The organism is Bacillus sp. FSL W8-0640 (genome assembly GCF_038007725.1).
In the GTDB taxonomy this organism is placed as follows: Bacteria; Bacillota; Bacilli; order Bacillales; family Bacillaceae_G; genus Bacillus_A; species Bacillus_A cereus.
Genome location: NZ_JBBOXT010000001.1, coordinates 3,172,877 through 3,190,365, shown reverse-complemented (window position 1 = coordinate 3,190,365; position 17,489 = coordinate 3,172,877). Strand labels below are relative to the sequence as shown.

Here is a 17,489-nt window from a genome sequence, read left to right as displayed (position 1 = left end):
TACGTTAGTTATAACGGGGGAGATGCTTGTGAAGAATCAAGATAAGTGTAGTAAGTTTCAAGCACCTATTCCTTTTCCACCGCCAGGTATTACGGGGCCCACTGGTCCAACCGGTCCAACTGGTGCTTTAGGTGGACCAACTGGACCGCAAGGAATACAAGGCGTACAAGGTCCAATCGGTCCAACCGGCCCACAAGGAATACAAGGAGTGCAAGGGGTGCAAGGAGAAAATGGTCCAACCGGCCCAACTGGTTTAACTGGACCACAAGGTTCTCAAGGTAATCAAGGACCTATGGGAGAACGAGGCCCACAGGGAATACAAGGTGTTCAAGGAATACAAGGAGAAAGAGGTCCGACTGGTCCAACTGGTATTCAAGGGATACAAGGAATTCCTGGCCCAATCGGTCCGACCGGTCCAACAGGAATACAAGGCATACAAGGAATGCAAGGAGAAATCGGTCCAACCGGCCCAACAGGAGTACAAGGAATACAAGGAGTGCAAGGGGAAATTGGTCCGACTGGACCAACTGGAAATACTGGTATACAAGGTGTGCAAGGTAATTTAGGAGGTAGTGGTTTACAAGGTGTAACCGGAATACAAGGAATACAGGGTCCGATTGGTCCAACAGGGCCAACTGGTTCTCAAGGAATTCAAGGGGAGCAAGGACCAATGGGTCCACAAGGGGAAACTGGTGTTCAAGGTTTACAAGGTCCCCAGGGAGAGATGGGGCAGGTAGGTCCAACAGGAATACAAGGAATACAAGGAGTGCAAGGTGTAATCGGTCCGACTGGTCCAACCGGTTTACAAGGTGATCCAGGTCCAACTGGCCCAACAGGAGCCACTGGGATAACTGGTCCGACAGGTTCTGCAACTGGCCCGACTGGAGCAACCGGTCCAACTGGTCCACCAGGAGGTCCAACTGGTCCAACCGGTCCAGCAGGATCACCAGGGGGTCCAACTGGTCCGACTGGAGCAACAGGGGCAACAGGAGCGACCGGAGCAACAGGAACGACTGGAATTCAAGGGGTACAAGGAATACAGGGACCGACCGGAGCAACTGGTGTAACAGGTTTGCAAGGAGTACAGGGACCAATGGGGGCAACGGGTCCAACGGGTGATCAAGGCATTCAAGGTCCACAAGGGATACAAGGAGTAACCGGTCCGACTGGTCCGCAAGGTCTACAAGGAATCCAGGGACCGGTAGGAGCAACCGGTCCGACTGGTCCACAAGGAGTGCAAGGGGCACAGGGGCCAATCGGTCCAACCGGCCCTCAAGGTCTACAAGGCATACAAGGTGAGCAAGGAGTAAGGGGAGCGACCGGTCCAACTGGTTTACAGGGGCTACAAGGAATCCAAGGTCCACTCGGTCCAACCGGTCCTCAAGGTTTACAAGGAGTGCAAGGGATAAGTGGTATAACAGGTCCAACTGGTCCTCAAGGAATACAAGGTATTCAAGGTCCACAAGGAGATATAGGTCCAACGGGAGCGACTGGAATACAAGGAGTGCAAGGCCCAGAGGGTCCAACCGGTCCAACTGGTGCAACAGGCCCGCAAGGGATTCAGGGAATACAAGGGATACAAGGTCCAACCGGTCCACAGGGAATTCAAGGTCTGCAAGGAATTCAAGGTCCGATTGGTCCAACAGGCCCGACTGGACCTCAAGGCATACAAGGTATAACTGGCTCGACGGGTCCAACCGGTGCAACTGGAGCAACAGGTCCGACGGGAGTAACGGGTCCTCAAGGTCCTCAAGGAATTCAAGGTCCACAAGGAGTAACAGGCCCAACAGGAGCGACCGGCTCTACGGGAGTAACAGGTCCACAAGGAATCCAAGGAATCCAAGGATCGCAAGGGATAACGGGTCCGACGGGAGCAACAGGAGTGACTGGAATAACAGGCCCACAAGGAATCCAAGGAATTCAAGGCCCACAAGGTGTGACGGGAGCAACCGGCGCAACAGGAGCGACAGGAGTGACTGGTGCAACTGGACCAACCGGAATCCAAGGTATACAAGGAATAACTGGAGCAACAGGGGTAACGGGGGTAACGGGCCCAACAGGAGCAACAGGTCCAACTGGCTTGACAGGAGCAACAGGATCATCTGCTATATCGACAGGTGGTGGCTATTTCTTCTCTACATCAACAAGCACAATTGCAGCAAGTGCCAACATCCCAATTAATTCTGGATCCACTGTATATGGAACTGGTGTATCTTTAACTAGTGCTACGACAGTCACAGTAACGACGCCAGGAATATATTTAGTAAGCTACTATTTTCAAGGGGATGCAAATGGTGGGAATGAGACAGTATCTGTTAGATTGCTATTAAATGGAACGCAACTAACAGGGAGTTTTATACAAAACGTAACGACATCAACTGTAGTAATCGAACCAGCCATTTCAAATACACTTCTTGTGAATGTGACGAGTGCCAATTCAACATTAATATTACAAAATGGCCCGTTAGGTGTAGGGCATGTGACTACTATAGCAGGTGCGATTACAGCAAGCTTAAATGTAGTGAGAATTTTATAAAGAATATAAAAAACACAAGGAATGTCTTTGTAAGACACACCTTGTGTTTTTTAATATTAAATAAACATTTTCTTTATCTTTTCGGTTGAAAAATATGCTGAAAGAAGTATTTGTGATGTAAGTTATCTACAACCTTATTTGCTTGATATGTGCGTTGTTTTTCAATTCGAAGTCTTTGCTCCATCATTTTAATTGCGTGATCAGATAAACGTAACATAATACATTCTCCTTTTCTATAAATATAGGTGACTATTTGATATCGATCCCATATTTATAATTAAGGAGGCAAAATGTGTAACATAGGCAAAAAGCACCTTCCTCTCCCATTACGCTTACGAGGTTAGCTGTCGGACTCGGGAAGTGAGAGTTTCCCTACTTAAAAAAGATTCGCCCCAAGTAGCATAGCTACAAAAATGGTTCCCCCGCTCCAAAATTTGGACTCAGCAAAAGGTTTTATAAAGTAAAAAATAACATAAAGGAGCGAACAAGTCAAATTATTTTGTGTATTCTGTCTTTTTTAATTGCGCAAGAATCATACCGTCAGGAAGTATTGTATCTGATACTGTAATGAATCCGTGTTTTTTATATAAAGTAATAGCAGGGGTATTCGCTTTACCTGTTTGTACAATGTATGTCATTGAAGAGGGAAACATGTTAAATATATAAATTAGGAGTTTTGTTGCGATTCCTTTTTGAAAAAAATCGGGGGATACAACTAACCTGTGGATATCGATTAGTTTTTCTTCTTGTACAAAAGAAATAAAACCGACAAGTTTATTTTCAGAAAAATATCCATAGAATGTTTCAACACAACTTTGAATATCGTTTACAGTATCATATAAACGAGGTATGGCAGTGCTATTTAAGTAGTCTGCTTCAACTTTATAAGCTGGAATTTGAACCTGTAAAATGGATGTTGCTACTTCAAAAGAACTGGAATTTAACTTAAGAATCATAGATAATGAAGCCTCCTTTAAATATGGTATATGAATATAATTGCTTTATGGGTGAGTTTGACAATATTTTTCTTTTTTGCATATAATATATGTATCTCCATATGTAAAATAGTAGTAAATATATTTCTATAGTGAAATATGATTAGCAATGATAAATACATATGTTTGTATTAAATCATACAAACTATAATAGAAATGGAGGGCTAAAAATGGGATGGATTATCACATTAATAGTTGGTGCTATTATAGGTGCAATTGCTAGTTCTATAACGGGTAAAAATTTCCCGGGTGGTATGTTCGGAAATATTATCGCAGGTTTATTAGGTGCTTCGTTAGGTGGTAGATTATTTGGATCCTTTGGGCCATCATTTGGTGGGATTCATGTAGTGCCAGCATTATTAGGTGCAATCGTGTTAATTTTTATTGTATCATTTGTAGTGAAAGCTGCAAAGAAATAGATATATAGATTATGATGAAGAGCCCTGAATAAGGGCTTTTCATCATTCGAAGAGGTGGTTTCATTGGAGAAAATAAATATAAGAAAAAGAGATAAGTTAAGAAAGTTTTTTAGAGAACAAAATTATTTGGCGGTATTACTTGGATTTGCGTTATTGTTCATTAATATTTTATTGCTAACAAAAATATCATTTGTTTTTACACCGTTTATCGTATTTTTAAAAACAATTTTCTTCCCAGTACTATTAGCAGGCGTACTATTCTATATTTTACATCCATTCGTTTCGCTTTTAGAAAAGAAAGGTGTTTCAAGAATCGTATCGATAGCTTCTATATATTTAATCGTACTAGGATTATTTGTATTTTTAGTTGTAACGGTTATCCCTATTATTAAAGATCAAATTGATGCATTAATTGATAACTTACCGTATTTTGGCCATGAGATTGAACAAGCAGCACGTAGATTCGGGGAAAGTAATTTACTCGGTAAAATTCAGGAGAATTTAAATATTAATGTTGCGAATATGGTAAAAGACTATACAGTTGATTTTACAAAGTCATTATCATCAGTAACTGGGAATGTAACTGGATTTTTGAGTACTGTTACAGAGGTTGTTTTAACATTTGTAATGGTTCCATTTATATTGTTCTATCTTTTAAAAGATGGTGAGCAATTGCCGAATCACTTTTTAAAGTTTATTTCAGAGCAAAGACAACCAGCAGCAATGAGAATACTAGATGATATGCATTATGCGATTAGCTCGTATATTAGAGGTCAAATTATCGTGAGCTTATTTATCGGTATTATGCTATTAATTGGTTATCTTATTATTGGTATTAAATATGCGGTATTACTTGCGATTTTAGCGATGATTGTAAATATCGTTCCGTACGTAGGACCAATTATCGCGATTACACCAGCGTTAATTATCGCATTCATCGACTCGCCAGCAATGGTGTTAAAAGTAATTATCGTTATGATGGTTGTACAACTAGCAGAAGGTAAATTTATTTCTCCGCAAGTTATGGGTAAAAAGTTAGATATTCATCCGATTACTATCATTTTTATCATTTTAACTGCCGGAAACTTATTCGGGATTATGGGCATTATTTTAGCCATTCCAGGATATGCGATATTAAAAGTGTTAGTTACGCACGGTTATAGATTTGTTAAGTTGAATACGTGAAAAAAGCGCTAAAACAGTATTATCTGTTTTAGCTCTTTTTTATTAACAATTCATTTGCATATTGGCGTGCCCATTGATCCGCTTCTAATATAGCATCTAGTGAAGGATCTTTTACGTTATGATGAGCTTCAACTGTTTTGTAAACTGTTTTTTCAATATCGAAAAAGGCAATTTCATTTTTTAAGAATAGTGCATTCGCAATTTCATTTGCTGCATTTAATACAGCGGGAGTAGTACCACCGATTTTGCCACATTCATATGCGTATTGTAGACAAGGGAACTTCTCTAAATCTGGTTTTTCAAAATGTAAACTACCGATTTCTAATAAATTTAATTTTTCATAGGAAGAAGGTAGCCGAGTAGGATAGTGAAACGCATATTGAATCGGCATTCTCATATCAGGAGCACCGAGCTGTGCCATAACTGATCCATCAATAAATTCTACTAAAGAATGAATGATACTTTCTTTATGAATCATTACATCAATTTTTTCATATGGAATATCAAATAGCCATCTCGCTTCCATTACTTCGAACCCTTTATTCATTAATGTGGCAGAATCAATCGTTAGTTTTGCGCCCATTAACCAGTTTGGGTGCTTTAAAGCATCTTTTGCTTGTAATGTTTGCATTTCATCACGTGTTTTATCACGGAATGCACCGCCAGAAGCTGTAACGATTAATTTCTCAATTTCTTTATTATTTTCTCCGTTTAAACATTGGAAAATAGCTGAATGTTCGCTATCTACTGGAATTAAGCGACATCCGTTTTGTTTCGCTAGTTCAGTTACGATATGTCCAGCTGCAACTAACGTTTCTTTATTAGCGATGGCAATATCTTTCTTCGCCTTTAATGCTTCAATCGTTGGAAGTAGTCCGGAAACTCCGACAACAGAACTTAATACAAGATTTGAATCAGGGTGAGTAGCTACCGCAATTAAGCCATCAGTTCCGTATGTGATTTTTGTATTCGCTGAAATACGCGTACGAAGCGTGTCTGCTAAGTCTTTTGTTGCAACGCTTACAATACGAGGTTGAAACGTTTTGATTTGTTGCTCAAGAAGATCGATATTATAATTTGCGGTTAAACCGACGATTTTGAAATGTTCAGGATGAGCTGAAACGACATCTAATGCAGATGTGCCGATGGATCCTGTGGAACCTAAAATGGATATATATTTTACCATGAAAAAACCTCCAAAGTTGTTTCGAATATTTCTGCAAACCTATATAATATTAGACAATTGAAGTGGAAATTCCTGCTATATAAAATAGAAAATTCGGGTTTGTTTGGAAGTGAAATGTGATAAACTGTAAAAAATAACGAAAAAGCAATGAAAGAGAAGAGTACATATTCGAAACTTTTCAGAGAGCTGATATGTGGTGAGAATCAGTAAGGGATGAATATGGAATGGACTCTGGAGCTTCTAACTGAAATGAGTAGGTAAAGACGGTTACTTCACGTTATTGAAGTATGAAGTGAGCTAATGATAGCTAATTAAGGTGGTACCGCGGGAGTCTCTCGTCCTTTTTAAGGATGAGGGGCTCTTTTTATTTTGCGAAAGGAGGAGTTAGTGTGAGTGAAAAAATAATGTTAACAGGAATTAAGCCGACAGGTTATCCGCATTTAGGGAATTATATTGGTGCGATTAAACCTGCATTACAAATGTCAAAGAATAATGAAGGAAAAGCATTGTACTTTATAGCTGATTATCATGCATTAAATGCTGTGCATGATTCAGAAAAGTTCAGCAGTTATACGAAAGAGGTAGCAGCTACTTGGTTATCGCTTGGACTTGGGGAAGATGTTGTTTTTTATCGGCAAACAGAAGTACCAGAAATTCTAGAATTAGCTTGGATTTTAGCTTGCCTAACTCCGAAAGGTCTTATGAACCGTGCTCATGCGTATAAAGCGAAGGTGGAGCAAAATAAAGAAGCGGGGTTAGAGGTCGATGCAGGAGTGAATATGGGGTTATATACGTATCCGATTTTAATGGCAGCTGACATATTATTATTTCAAGCTACCCATGTACCAGTTGGAAAAGACCAAATTCAGCATATTGAAATTGCGCGTGATATTGCGACGTATTTTAATCATACATTTGGCACGACATTTACACTTCCGGAGTATGTCATACAAGAAGAAGGAGCTATTTTACCTGGTCTTGACGGAAGGAAGATGAGTAAAAGTTACGGAAATGTGATCCCATTATTTGCAGAGCAAGAAAAACTACGAAAGTTAATATTTAAAATCAAAACAGATTCTTCACTTCCAAATGAACCGAAAGAACTAGAAACCTTATTTACAATTTATAAAGAATTTGCGACAGAAGACGAAATACAGTCATTACGTGAAAAATATGAGACTGGAATCGGATGGGGCGATGTAAAAAAAGAGTTGTTTCGCGTTGTAGATCGAGAGTTAGCTGGACCTCGTGAAAAGTACGCAATGTATATGAATGAGCTGGATTTATTATATGAAGCATTAGAAAACGGTGCTGAGAAGGCACGCGCTATTGCAAAGGTAAATTTAGCGGAAATTAAAAAACGGATTGGATTTGAGAGGGAACGTTAAGCGTTCCCTTATTTTTTTTGATAATCTGTAATAATCCTCTCAATAACAGAGGGAAGATTATTAGGTAATTCATTAAGTGAAAAGAAGCGTAGTTCTTTTGATTCACTTTGATCGCATACAAGTTCACCATGAAATTCTCGGCAAATATAAACAACGAGTACACCGTGTACTTGATCGCCGTTTGGATAGATTTGAAAGAAGTCTGGCCCTGAGTATGTACGGAATAGTTCTGGATTTTTAATAATAAGTCCAGTTTCTTCAAACACTTCTCGTTTTAAAGCATCTTCTAACGTTTCGTTATATTCTAGGGCACCACCAATAATGCTCCAGCGGTTAAAATCTGTACGGAGCTGCAGCAATACTTCATCTTTTTCATTTAATATAATGGCGTGTGATCCTATTAGAATAAGTGGATGATTTCCTACTAGATTTCTCATATCTTCAATATAACCCATGTCATTGCTCCTTATATTTAATAATAGTTAGGAATTTCTTTTAACATTCTTTCTGTTTTACGTGCTGTAAAGGCTAAGTTATGGTCGTCTTTCGTTCTGAAAAATAATGTGCGTAAAAAGGTTTTAATATTGGCACATAAAATACAATACTCATTAAGCGAAAGGCGTTTTCTAATTTGAGGAAGCCTTTTTATTTTTTTATGAATAATAGAAATTAACTCGTTTTGAGGAAAATCATGATACAGCATTGCTAGTAATGGAGTAACAATGCGTTCATCTTCGTTATTATGAAAAAGGTCAGATGGAATAAAGATTTTATTTAATAAACAATGAATTAATTCTTCGTACCATTCAAAAGTTGTATACGTATTATGAACAATTTCAGTAAAGGCATCAGATACGTGAGCAAGACAATGAGCCCATCCTTTATTTTCGATATAGCCCCGAAAATCCGTTTCTAAGTTTGTGTATGTAATGAGTTTATTTTTTATTTCTTCGATATCCTCCTCTGTACAAAAGTAGTGCGAATTAGCGAATTGGAGTATTAACGCAATTAACGAAACAGTGTAAGAACGTGTGAAAACCCCATCTGTATGTGGGGAGTAAATGTCACAATATAAATACTCATCACTTAAACAAGTTTGCAGAAGTAATTTCAGCTGATCGTCCATAAGGAATTCATGATGAATGAAATGCGCAAAACATTTATATATAAGTTGGTAACGAACGTAGCTATCAGTCGTTCCGATATACTGAAGCATGTTCAAAGTTAACTCATTTACGTCTATATGCTGTAGTTGCGTATAGTCATTTTGTTGTATAAGCTCTAACTGTTGTTGCAATGCTGTAATATCCACTGGAGAACCTCCTCCGCACTTTAAAGATGCGATCTTTTCTAGTATTCTATATATTCAAGGACAATCCTGCTCATGCAAGGAGAACGATTAGAAATTCGAGTATGATATAGATGAGGGAAGAATATGACGACGATAGAACAGTTAGAAAAACATTTTAAAATAAGAAGAAGTGCTTCTTCTATTATGATAAAAGAAAATAATGCAGAGATTTTTACAGAAGAGCAATTAGAGGAAATGATGCAATATTGCGTTGCTGAAGCTAAAAAAAGTGAATTAGAAAAACTACATTTTGAAATCTCTTCAAAAAGTCCAAATTATGATGTGTATAAAAAATGTTTTGAAACGTATTCATTTGAATATGTTACGGAAAACATGATTGTATTTAAAGATATATATGAAGTAGAAGATGTAGAAAGTGAAATGGATTTTAAGCTTATTGAAGAAGTTGGAGAAGAGGCTTTTTATTCACTGTGGAATGAAGCGACGGGAGAACCAGTCGCTCATGATCAATTTGTGCATATGATGCTACAAGAAATTGGTGAGCAATGGAAAGAACATTGCTTAACAGCGAGTGTCGATGAAGAGCCGATAGGAATTGTAATCCCGCATATTGAAAGAGGTACGTTAGAAGAAGGGAAACTTATGTACTTCGCAGTTACTCCAAATATGCGTAATAAGGGATATGAAGCGGCATTATTTGCAGGTGCGATGTTTGTCTTAAAGGAAATAGGTGCATCTTATTATATTGGTGAGACAAATATACAAAATGAATGGATGAAGGATGTTTTTGAAAAGAATGGATGTCAGTTGCTGAGTTGTACTGAGCGGTATGTAAGGAAGTTTTAGGATATAATCTGGGACACATTTAGTGAGAACCCTTGTACAAATTTTGAACAAGTAAAAGAACTTTTCGCCTGTTTGTAAGATAAAAAGAAAAATGAGAACGACAAAGTAGATATTTGTATAATACAATAGAGTGAGATTTGATTATATGAGAAAGCGTTGGTGAAAGAATGGGACAGCAAAGAAATTGGTTACAAGCAACTGTAGAAAGAAATAAAGATAATACGTTACAAATAAAGTGGGAAAATAATATAGAAGAAGTTCGTATTTATTGGAGTACTTCACCAGATCATATTGAAGAAAATGGAGAATTACTTGCAACAGTAAATGGGGAATTATCATATACAATTGAAAACCCGAGTGAAAATGAACGTCCATATTTTAGATTAGTAGGAAGTAATGGACAAGCAGTAACAGTAGCCGAGCGTAGATTGCCATTACAAGGTGCGTTTAACTTCCGTGATATGGGAGGATATGAAACGACTGAAGGCCGTAAAGTAAAATGGGGCAAATTATACCGCTCTGAAGAATTAGCAGGGCTAACTGAATGGGATATTGCCTATTTACAAAAGTCTGGTTTAAAGTTAATTTGCGATTACCGTACAGACTTTGAAGTGAAGCATAAGCCGAATCCAGAAATTACGGGTGCTCGTCAAGTGTGCTTACCAGTTATGCAAGACTTAGCGAAAGACTTAAATATAAATGAGTTTTTCCAAGTTGGTGACCTTTCTATGTTAGGAAAACCAGGTGAGTATCTTGTGAAAATGAATCAAGATTTCGTAAGTGGTAACGAGGCATTCGTGAGCTTCTTAAACTTAGCGCAAAACCCGGAAAACTTACCGTTAGTAAACCACTGTACAGCTGGAAAAGATCGTACTGGATTTGGTTCAGCATTATTACTACTTTTACTAGGTGTACCAGAAAAAACAGTAATGGAAGACTACTTACTAAGTAACGGATTCCGTGAAAAGCTAAATGAAAAAATGATGGCCTTTTTAGGTGCGAAATTACAAAACGATGAGAGCAGAGCGATATTAGGTGCAATGTTTGAAGCACGTGCTGAATACTTGCAAGCTGCGATTGGTGAAATTCAAAAGCAATACGGATCAGTTGAAGCATACGCTGAAAAAGCTCTTGGCTTTACGAAAGAGTCGTTAGAGGAAATGAAAGAGTTATTGCTAGAAGATTAATAATGAGAAGGAGGCTGAGCGGATTAGCCTCCTTTTACTATTGTTGCTATAATTTTGTTAATGAGGATGTTGTGCACAGAGGAGAAAATGGATGAAAAGAACTTAAGAATCGGGGGATAAAATGATTCATACACGTGTAAAAGCAGAGGGGTTAAGAGAAAAGCTGGCAACAATACTAAGTCAAGAGTATAAGGAACTAGCTATTCAAGATTTAAAGGTGATTGGAACGGGAGTGCAAAATATTGTTTTTCAAGGAGATTCAGAAAAGGGGTCTTTGGCATTTCGAGTACCGTGGGAAAGAGAAGTGGAAAATATAAATGAAGACTTATTTAACAGTCGGATTTCGTTGCAAAAGGAAGCGGAGCTGTCTAAGTATTGTCATTCAAAAGGTATTCCAGTACCAAGGATACACGGATTGTATCTTTCAACCAAACTTGATTTTTTAATTTCGGATTGTGTGTATGCTGATCGTATGCCAATTTCCGCATGCAAAATAGGGGAGTTAGTGAGCAATCTTCATAGTATGCCAATTGATGGTTTGTATTACAAACAAAATATTAGAGAGCCCATTAGTAAGTATATAGCAGAACGAATTGTGAAACGGATAGAAGGGTTTAATACAATCACGAACTGCAAAATTAATCTTCCGGATACAAAAACAATTGAATATATTCTTAGTACAGCAGATCATGTAAATTGTTTATTACATATGGACATTCGACCAGCCAATTTAATCGGGTATAATGGAGAAGTTAAAGCAACAGTTGATTGGGATAATGCTTTAATTGGTCATCCATTGCTGGAGCTTATGAGAATAGCTGAAACAAATGAGGTTAGTTGGGATGAATTTAAAGATGGATATAAGAATGATAGTATCTTTAATGTTACTCCTCATATTGTTAGTTTATTTTATAGACTAGATACAGCAGTCATGCTAGCAAATTTATTTATAGCACATTTGAAAAAAAAAGATAAAGGTGTATTCTATAAAGAGCGGGTTAAAGCGCTTCATCACGACATATATAAAAACTTATAAGCAATGAGAACGAAGCTTTTAAAATAGGAATTGAGGAGAACATCATGAAATACAAATTTATATTATTCGACGTAGACGATACATTATTAGATTTCCCTGAAACGGAAAGACACGCATTACATAATGCGTTTGTACAGTTTGGCATGCCTACAGGGTATAATGATCATCTTGCAAGTTATAAAGAGATTAGTAATGGATTATGGAGAGATTTAGAAAATAAAATGATTACGCTAAGTGAATTAGCCGTAGAGCGATTTAGACAATTATTTGCACTTCATAATATAGCCGTAGATGCGCAGCAATTTAGTGATGTATACCTTGAAAATTTAGGGAAGGAAGTACATCTTATAGAAGGCGCAGTACAATTATGTGAAAATCTTCAAGATTGCAAGTTAGGTATTATTACGAATGGATATACGAAGGTGCAACAATCAAGAATCGGAAATTCGCCTTTATGTAATTTCTTTGATCACATTATTATTTCTGAAGAAGTTGGTCATCAAAAACCAGCGCGTGAGATTTTTGATTATGCATTTGAGAAATTTGGAATTACGGATAAATCAAGTGTACTAATGGTCGGAGATTCGCTAACTTCTGATATGAAAGGCGGAGAAGACTTCGGCATTGATACGTGTTGGTATAATCCGAGTTTGAAAGAGAATAAGACGAGTGTTAATCCGACTTATGAAGTGGAGAGTCTGCTACAAATTTTAGAAATTGTAGAAGTGGCTGAAGAAAAGGTAGCTTCATTTTAATTGTGCTGATATTTGTCGAAAAATCGATATATTTGAAAAATCGCTCATATAAATTCATATACTAAGATATAGAACAAAAAATAGCGCTACTATACAAGATCATTCACGTGTTATAATGCGTGAATTAAATATGCGTATATAAATAGTCTCTCAGAGTGATGCGATGTCATGTATGATTAGTGTAACAACTAGAGGTGAATAAAGGATGTTAACGTTTTTATTTGAGTTAGATAAGAGTATCCCGCAGAAGGATGAGCCACGGTATGATGCTTATTCAAAGGGCTTTATCGAAGGAGATGTAACGATTTGCGCGAGTGACAGCGTATTTTTTCAAAAATCATGTATGAAGGTTGCAGAGCTGGGCATTTATTTAGGTCAGTGGATGGAACAAGTTCAACATGGGCAGAACGTGCCTATGAAATATGAAACGGCTGACCGTGAAGAGGTAATTCTTGATTTCTTCTATGAAGAGGATCATAATCAATGGAATGTTTTTTCCAGCTGGCAAGAATTTGAACTTCAAGAGCGTATAGCTACTACAACATTAATAGAGAGTGTTCAACGCTATTTGTATGAGCTAAATAAAGAACTGCGCATGATAGAATATCCTGTGACGTTTGATCAGTACTTAAGAGGAGAGCGAATGATGCAGCTCTCTTACAAACGACCGTGTGATAGCAAAGCAGATACGACACCGATAGAGGTTTATAATGGAAGTGAGCAAGTAGGCGTAGTAAGGGGCTATTATAAAAATACGCTGATGAGAGTGTTGGATTTCATTCCAAAAATTGGTAGTAATATTATTTATGAAATAAAGGATAGTAAGGACAATATTCGCGTCATTGCAAAGGATGTAAGTAGGCAGCGCCAAAGAAGGATTTTAGTAACGTACAAAGATAATCATGATGCAGAGCATGAAATACTTGTATGTGACGGAAAGTTATTGGATGCAAATTTCTTATTTACCTTTACATATAAGGCAGAAGAATATGTTGTTCATAAAACTTCATTTGGAATGGGAAAGTTATTACGAAAGGGCTATGTAATTGCAGATTGGAATATTCGTCTTGAGGAAGATATGTATTACATTGAGATGAATGTATATGATGAAGATTACATGCAGGATCAATACTTGCTATTAGGCGTATTTCATGCGGTTTTATATGGATAATCAATGGGAAATACCGTCATTCTTCTTGGAAAGAATGACGGTATTTTTTTATGTGATTCTTGTGACTGGACGTCTTTAATCAATCCTCAAAAATAAAAATCTCATCAATCGTACTATGTAATGCCTTCGCTATATCGTGAGCAAGTTGTAAGGAAGGATTGTATTTACCTTTTTCGAGATGACTAATTGTTTCACGTCGCACACCAACGCTCTTCGCTAAATCTTCTTGTGTCATGTTCAATTTGGCACGGTATTCTTTTATTCTCGTTACGAACGCCATGGTGCATCTTCCATTTCATCAATTGGTTTATCGAAAAAGAACATAGAAAAGCCGAATGTAAGAATGAGTGTGCCGAAAATAAGAGCGATATCAATCTCTTGTAGCGTAGGGTTTGGAAATAACATTTCAATAAACATAATGATTGTGGTAGTTAGTAACGTAACGATAAATGCATTGCGACACGATTTATTGACAATTTGTTCAAACAGTTCATCGTGTTGAACTGTTCTATACGATGTGAAAAAGGAGAAGAAACAGAACATAGTAAACAATCCTTTTTCATAAAAAAATCCGAGGAAACCGAAGAAACCGAGAAATCCTAAATATTTTATCCAAGTTGTTTTCATGATAGGTCCTCCTTATGTTGTTAGAAATAAGTCACGTTATGTTATAAATATATCGCAATTGGATAGGAATGGTAATAATAGTTTTCCAGTTTGCTTCATAATAATAGTAAAAAGAGGAAATATGCTGCGAAATAAAGAGGATAATATTGTAAAATGGTTGTAAGGAGGGGGAGGAAGAAATGCTAACTTGGATCATGATCGTTGTATTACTTGTAGTGATTACTGTCATTGCGACGGTGTTAATTGGGCGGAATGGTGATGCAAATTATAGCAAAGCGACAAAGGGGAATATTAAACGCTTAACAATGATTTATATTATACTAGCTGTCGTTTTAGTTGTTGGATTAGGGGTGTATATTTATTTTAAAGGTTAAATATACTGAAAAATGTAAAAATCTTAAAATAGAACTATGCTATAATATCAATATAGTTATTTGGTAATTAAGGAAAGGATTGGATGGAATGATTGAAATTACGAATGTGTCAAAAAGTTATAATGGGTCTACCTATGCAGTAAAAGACTTAAGTTTATCTGTACCTAGCGGCGAAATCTTTGGATTTTTAGGACCGAATGGTGCGGGTAAATCAACGACAATTAAGATGATTACTGGTATTCACGGGGTAGACAAAGGGACTATTACGATTAACGGAAAAAATATTATGGAAGAGCCGATGGAAGCGAAGAAGACGTTTGGTTATGTGCCGGATAGCCCAGATATGTTTTTACGTTTAAAAGGAATTGAATATTTAAACTTTATGGCTGATATGTATGAAGTGCCGAAAGAAGTAAGACAAGAACGAATAGAGTCTTTAGCGAAGAAGTTTGATCTTTATAATGCATTATCTGATCAAATTCAAAGTTATTCGCACGGTATGAGACAAAAAATCGTTATTATTGGTGTGCTCGTGCATGAACCAGATGTATGGATTTTAGATGAACCGTTAACTGGGCTTGATCCGAAATCTGCATATATTTTAAAAGAAATGATGAGAGAACATGCGGATAAAGGAAAGATTGTATTTTTCTCTACACACGTATTAGAAGTAGCGGAAAAAATATGTGACCGGGTTGCAATTATTAATAAGGGGAATCTTCAGTTTAAAGGGAATTTAGATGAAATGAGAGATCATTTTAAATCCAATGAATCACTTGAAAAAATGTTCTTGGAGATGACGGGCAATGAGTAAAATTTGGACGTTAACGAAAGTATTATTAAAATTAAATTATGCAGATTTTATAACAGATAAGAAGAAGCGATGGGCGTATGTATTTTCATTTGCAGCCATTTTATTTGTCGGCTTTTTACTATTTGGTTCTATCACGCACGCAATGTATGAGGGAATGATACATTTAGGGCAAGATCCAGGAATGATTATCGCAATGGGACTTGCGATTGCGAGTATATGGGTATTTTTAATGAGTATAACGAACATTTTAACTGTATTTTACTACAGCAATGATATTGAAATGTTACTACCATTACCATTAAAACCAGCCCAGATTATTTCGGCAAAATTTTTAACAGTATTAATAACACAATACGTAATGAGTTCATTCATTTTATTACCAATCTTTATTACGTACGGATTAAAAAGTGGCGCATTTATTACATATTACATATACATGATTTTTATTTACTTACTCTTCCCGATTGTGCCGTTAGTACTAGCTTCGTTACTGATGACAGTTATTATGAGGTATACAAATATAGCAAAAAATAAAGACCGAGGAAATATATTTATTGGAATTGTAAGTATACTATTTATTGTAGGAATTAATGTATTTTTACAGTGGAAAAATAAAAGTTCGTTTTCTGAAGATGCAATTGCGGATTACCTTGCGAACAACCAATCTTCTCTTTTAGTACAAATGACAAACTATTTTCCAACTACATATTTCGGAGCAGTGGCATTAGTAGAAAATGCAAATTGGAAGGGTCCTTTATATGTATTAATCTTTGCACTTATTTCATTTGTATTTTTTGTGTTGTTTTATTACATTGCAGAGCGTACATATTTAAAAGGGGTTATTGGACTTTCAACGAGTACAGCAAAAAAAGAAGTCATTTCAGCCGAAGGATTACAGAAATCAACGGTACAAAGTTCACATTTAAAAGCGTATGTGAAAAAGGAATTTAAAACGTTATTCCGTACACCACAATTTTTCTTAAATTGTATTGTACAAACTTTCGTTATGCCGATTATGTTATTCTTTGTTTTATTCGTGCAAGACGGGAATTTAAAGTGGATTACAGGGTATATTGATAACCCAAAATCAGCAGGCCTTGCAATTGGCGTGGGCCTTTGTGCATCGTTATTTTTAATGGGTAGTAACGTCATTGCAACAACGTCATTTTCGCGAGATGGAAGCTCTTGGTTTGTGAATCGTTATTTACCAGTAAAGGCTTCGGATATCTTTTTTGCGAAAGCAATCACTGCTTGGTTAATTAATGTGATCATTTTAGCAGTATTCGGTATTACGATGGCAGTTGTAGCTGGGATTTCTCCAGTCTTTATGATACTGTGGTTTTTACTAAGTGCGAACGGGTTGTTATTAATTAATTTAATCGGAACACGTTGGGACGCACAAACTGCAGATATTCATTGGGATACAGAGCAGAAATTATTTAAAAGTCGATATACAACTTTTTGGAATTTTTTAGCTAATATTTTAATAGCTTTAATTATTGTGGCGGGAGTAAGTGTATTATACTTCTTCCTTCATGTCGGACTATGGGTTATGTTTATCGTTTTATTTGTAATGTTTACGATTGTAAATTATATCTTTATTAAAATGTTAAAATTAGGTGCTGAACGTATACTGTCAAATATTCAATAAGAAGATA

Annotated in this window: 19 protein-coding genes, 1 riboswitch and 1 other annotated feature; of the genes, 12 read left to right on the top strand and 7 right to left on the bottom strand. The window is 36.7% G+C overall.

Going from position 1 to position 17,489, the window contains the following annotated elements; genetic code table 11:
• Positions 1-22: 22 nt before the first annotated feature.
• Positions 23-2,536, top strand: a complete 2,514-nt coding sequence (locus N2V80_RS16485) for a BC_3345 family exosporium-associated protein (protein WP_061654942.1) — start codon at positions 23-25, stop codon at positions 2,534-2,536.
• Positions 2,537-2,609: 73 nt separating this feature from the next.
• Here the strand turns inward: N2V80_RS16485 and N2V80_RS16480 are convergent, their stop codons facing one another.
• Both N2V80_RS16480 and N2V80_RS16475 read right to left on the bottom strand, forming a co-directional pair.
• Positions 2,610-2,753: a hypothetical protein gene (locus N2V80_RS16480; RefSeq protein WP_000945243.1), complete on the bottom strand. Its 144-nt coding sequence runs from the start codon at positions 2,751-2,753 to the stop codon at positions 2,610-2,612.
• A gap of 96 nt (positions 2,754-2,849) precedes the next feature.
• A riboswitch (cyclic di-AMP (ydaO/yuaA leader) is annotated at positions 2,850-2,992 on the bottom strand.
• 38 nt (positions 2,993-3,030) lie between these two features.
• Positions 3,031-3,492: a GNAT family N-acetyltransferase gene (locus N2V80_RS16475; RefSeq protein ID WP_030026548.1), complete on the bottom strand. Its 462-nt coding sequence runs from the start codon at positions 3,490-3,492 to the stop codon at positions 3,031-3,033.
• Positions 3,493-3,701: 209 nt separating this feature from the next.
• Between N2V80_RS16475 and N2V80_RS16470 the strand changes: the two genes are divergently transcribed.
• Positions 3,702-3,950, top strand: coding sequence for a GlsB/YeaQ/YmgE family stress response membrane protein (locus N2V80_RS16470; protein WP_000539730.1), 249 nt, complete (start codon positions 3,702-3,704; stop codon positions 3,948-3,950).
• A gap of 63 nt (positions 3,951-4,013) precedes the next feature.
• Complete coding sequence (locus N2V80_RS16465) at positions 4,014-5,135, top strand: AI-2E family transporter (protein WP_000411481.1); 1,122 nt, start codon at positions 4,014-4,016, stop codon at positions 5,133-5,135.
• A 28-nt stretch (positions 5,136-5,163) separates the two neighbouring features.
• On the opposite strand, the gene N2V80_RS16460 is transcribed toward N2V80_RS16465, so the two are convergent.
• Complete coding sequence (locus tag N2V80_RS16460; RefSeq protein WP_061654941.1) at positions 5,164-6,321, bottom strand: 1-deoxy-D-xylulose-5-phosphate reductoisomerase; 1,158 nt, start codon at positions 6,319-6,321, stop codon at positions 5,164-5,166.
• A 138-nt stretch (positions 6,322-6,459) separates the two neighbouring features.
• Positions 6,460-6,667: a binding site (T-box leader), on the top strand.
• Positions 6,668-6,710: 43 nt separating this feature from the next.
• Between N2V80_RS16460 and N2V80_RS16455 the strand changes: the two genes are divergently transcribed.
• A complete protein-coding gene (locus tag N2V80_RS16455) occupies positions 6,711-7,709 on the top strand; it encodes a tryptophan--tRNA ligase (RefSeq protein ID WP_061654940.1) in 999 nt (332 codons plus the stop codon).
• Between the two features lie 8 nt (positions 7,710-7,717).
• On the opposite strand, the gene N2V80_RS16450 is transcribed toward N2V80_RS16455, so the two are convergent.
• Together N2V80_RS16450 and N2V80_RS16445 are read right to left on the bottom strand one after the other, a co-directional pair.
• Positions 7,718-8,164, bottom strand: coding sequence for an NUDIX hydrolase (locus N2V80_RS16450; protein WP_061654939.1), 447 nt, complete (start codon positions 8,162-8,164; stop codon positions 7,718-7,720).
• Between the two features lie 17 nt (positions 8,165-8,181).
• Positions 8,182-9,021: a DUF2785 domain-containing protein gene (locus tag N2V80_RS16445; RefSeq protein ID WP_000355452.1), complete on the bottom strand. Its 840-nt coding sequence runs from the start codon at positions 9,019-9,021 to the stop codon at positions 8,182-8,184.
• 123 nt (positions 9,022-9,144) lie between these two features.
• Between N2V80_RS16445 and N2V80_RS16440 the strand changes: the two genes are divergently transcribed.
• The 5 genes from N2V80_RS16440 to N2V80_RS16420 all read left to right on the top strand — a co-directional run bounded on the left by N2V80_RS16440 (position 9,145) and on the right by N2V80_RS16420 (position 14,016).
• On the top strand, positions 9,145-9,867 hold the full coding sequence (locus N2V80_RS16440; RefSeq protein ID WP_061654938.1) for a GNAT family N-acetyltransferase: 723 nt from the start codon (positions 9,145-9,147) through the stop codon (positions 9,865-9,867).
• Between the two features lie 167 nt (positions 9,868-10,034).
• Positions 10,035-11,054: a tyrosine-protein phosphatase gene (locus tag N2V80_RS16435; RefSeq protein WP_000531496.1), complete on the top strand. Its 1,020-nt coding sequence runs from the start codon at positions 10,035-10,037 to the stop codon at positions 11,052-11,054.
• A 121-nt stretch (positions 11,055-11,175) separates the two neighbouring features.
• Positions 11,176-12,090, top strand: a complete 915-nt coding sequence (locus tag N2V80_RS16430) for a phosphotransferase family protein (protein ID WP_061654937.1) — start codon at positions 11,176-11,178, stop codon at positions 12,088-12,090.
• A 44-nt stretch (positions 12,091-12,134) separates the two neighbouring features.
• Positions 12,135-12,845: a YjjG family noncanonical pyrimidine nucleotidase gene (locus N2V80_RS16425; RefSeq protein WP_000875414.1), complete on the top strand. Its 711-nt coding sequence runs from the start codon at positions 12,135-12,137 to the stop codon at positions 12,843-12,845.
• A gap of 205 nt (positions 12,846-13,050) precedes the next feature.
• Positions 13,051-14,016, top strand: a complete 966-nt coding sequence (locus N2V80_RS16420) for a tubby C-terminal domain-like protein (protein WP_061654936.1) — start codon at positions 13,051-13,053, stop codon at positions 14,014-14,016.
• 79 nt (positions 14,017-14,095) lie between these two features.
• Here N2V80_RS16420 and N2V80_RS16415 read toward each other — a convergent pair whose 3' ends face one another.
• Positions 14,096-14,296 carry a helix-turn-helix transcriptional regulator gene (locus tag N2V80_RS16415; RefSeq protein WP_000896323.1) on the bottom strand — a complete coding sequence of 67 codons (201 nt, stop codon included), beginning with the start codon at positions 14,294-14,296 and terminating at the stop codon, positions 14,096-14,098.
• The gene (locus N2V80_RS16410) at positions 14,284-14,643 is read right to left on the bottom strand and encodes a DUF3796 domain-containing protein (RefSeq protein WP_000859225.1); all 360 of its coding nucleotides are present in this window, start codon (positions 14,641-14,643) and stop codon (positions 14,284-14,286) included. Before N2V80_RS16410 ends, N2V80_RS16415 begins: the two co-directional genes overlap by 13 nt.
• A 179-nt stretch (positions 14,644-14,822) precedes the next feature.
• Here N2V80_RS16410 and N2V80_RS16405 point away from each other — a divergent pair, with 179 nt between their 5' ends.
• The 3 genes from N2V80_RS16405 (at position 14,823) to N2V80_RS16395 (ending at position 17,482) form a co-directional block, all read left to right on the top strand.
• Positions 14,823-15,017, top strand: coding sequence for a hypothetical protein (locus N2V80_RS16405; RefSeq protein WP_000958863.1), 195 nt, complete (start codon positions 14,823-14,825; stop codon positions 15,015-15,017).
• A gap of 88 nt (positions 15,018-15,105) precedes the next feature.
• A complete protein-coding gene (locus tag N2V80_RS16400; RefSeq protein WP_000570204.1) occupies positions 15,106-15,831 on the top strand; it encodes an ABC transporter ATP-binding protein in 726 nt (241 codons plus the stop codon).
• Positions 15,824-17,482, top strand: a complete 1,659-nt coding sequence (locus N2V80_RS16395) for a putative ABC transporter permease subunit (protein ID WP_061654935.1) — start codon at positions 15,824-15,826, stop codon at positions 17,480-17,482. Before N2V80_RS16400 ends, N2V80_RS16395 begins: the two co-directional genes overlap by 8 nt.
• Positions 17,483-17,489: the final 7 nt, after the last annotated feature.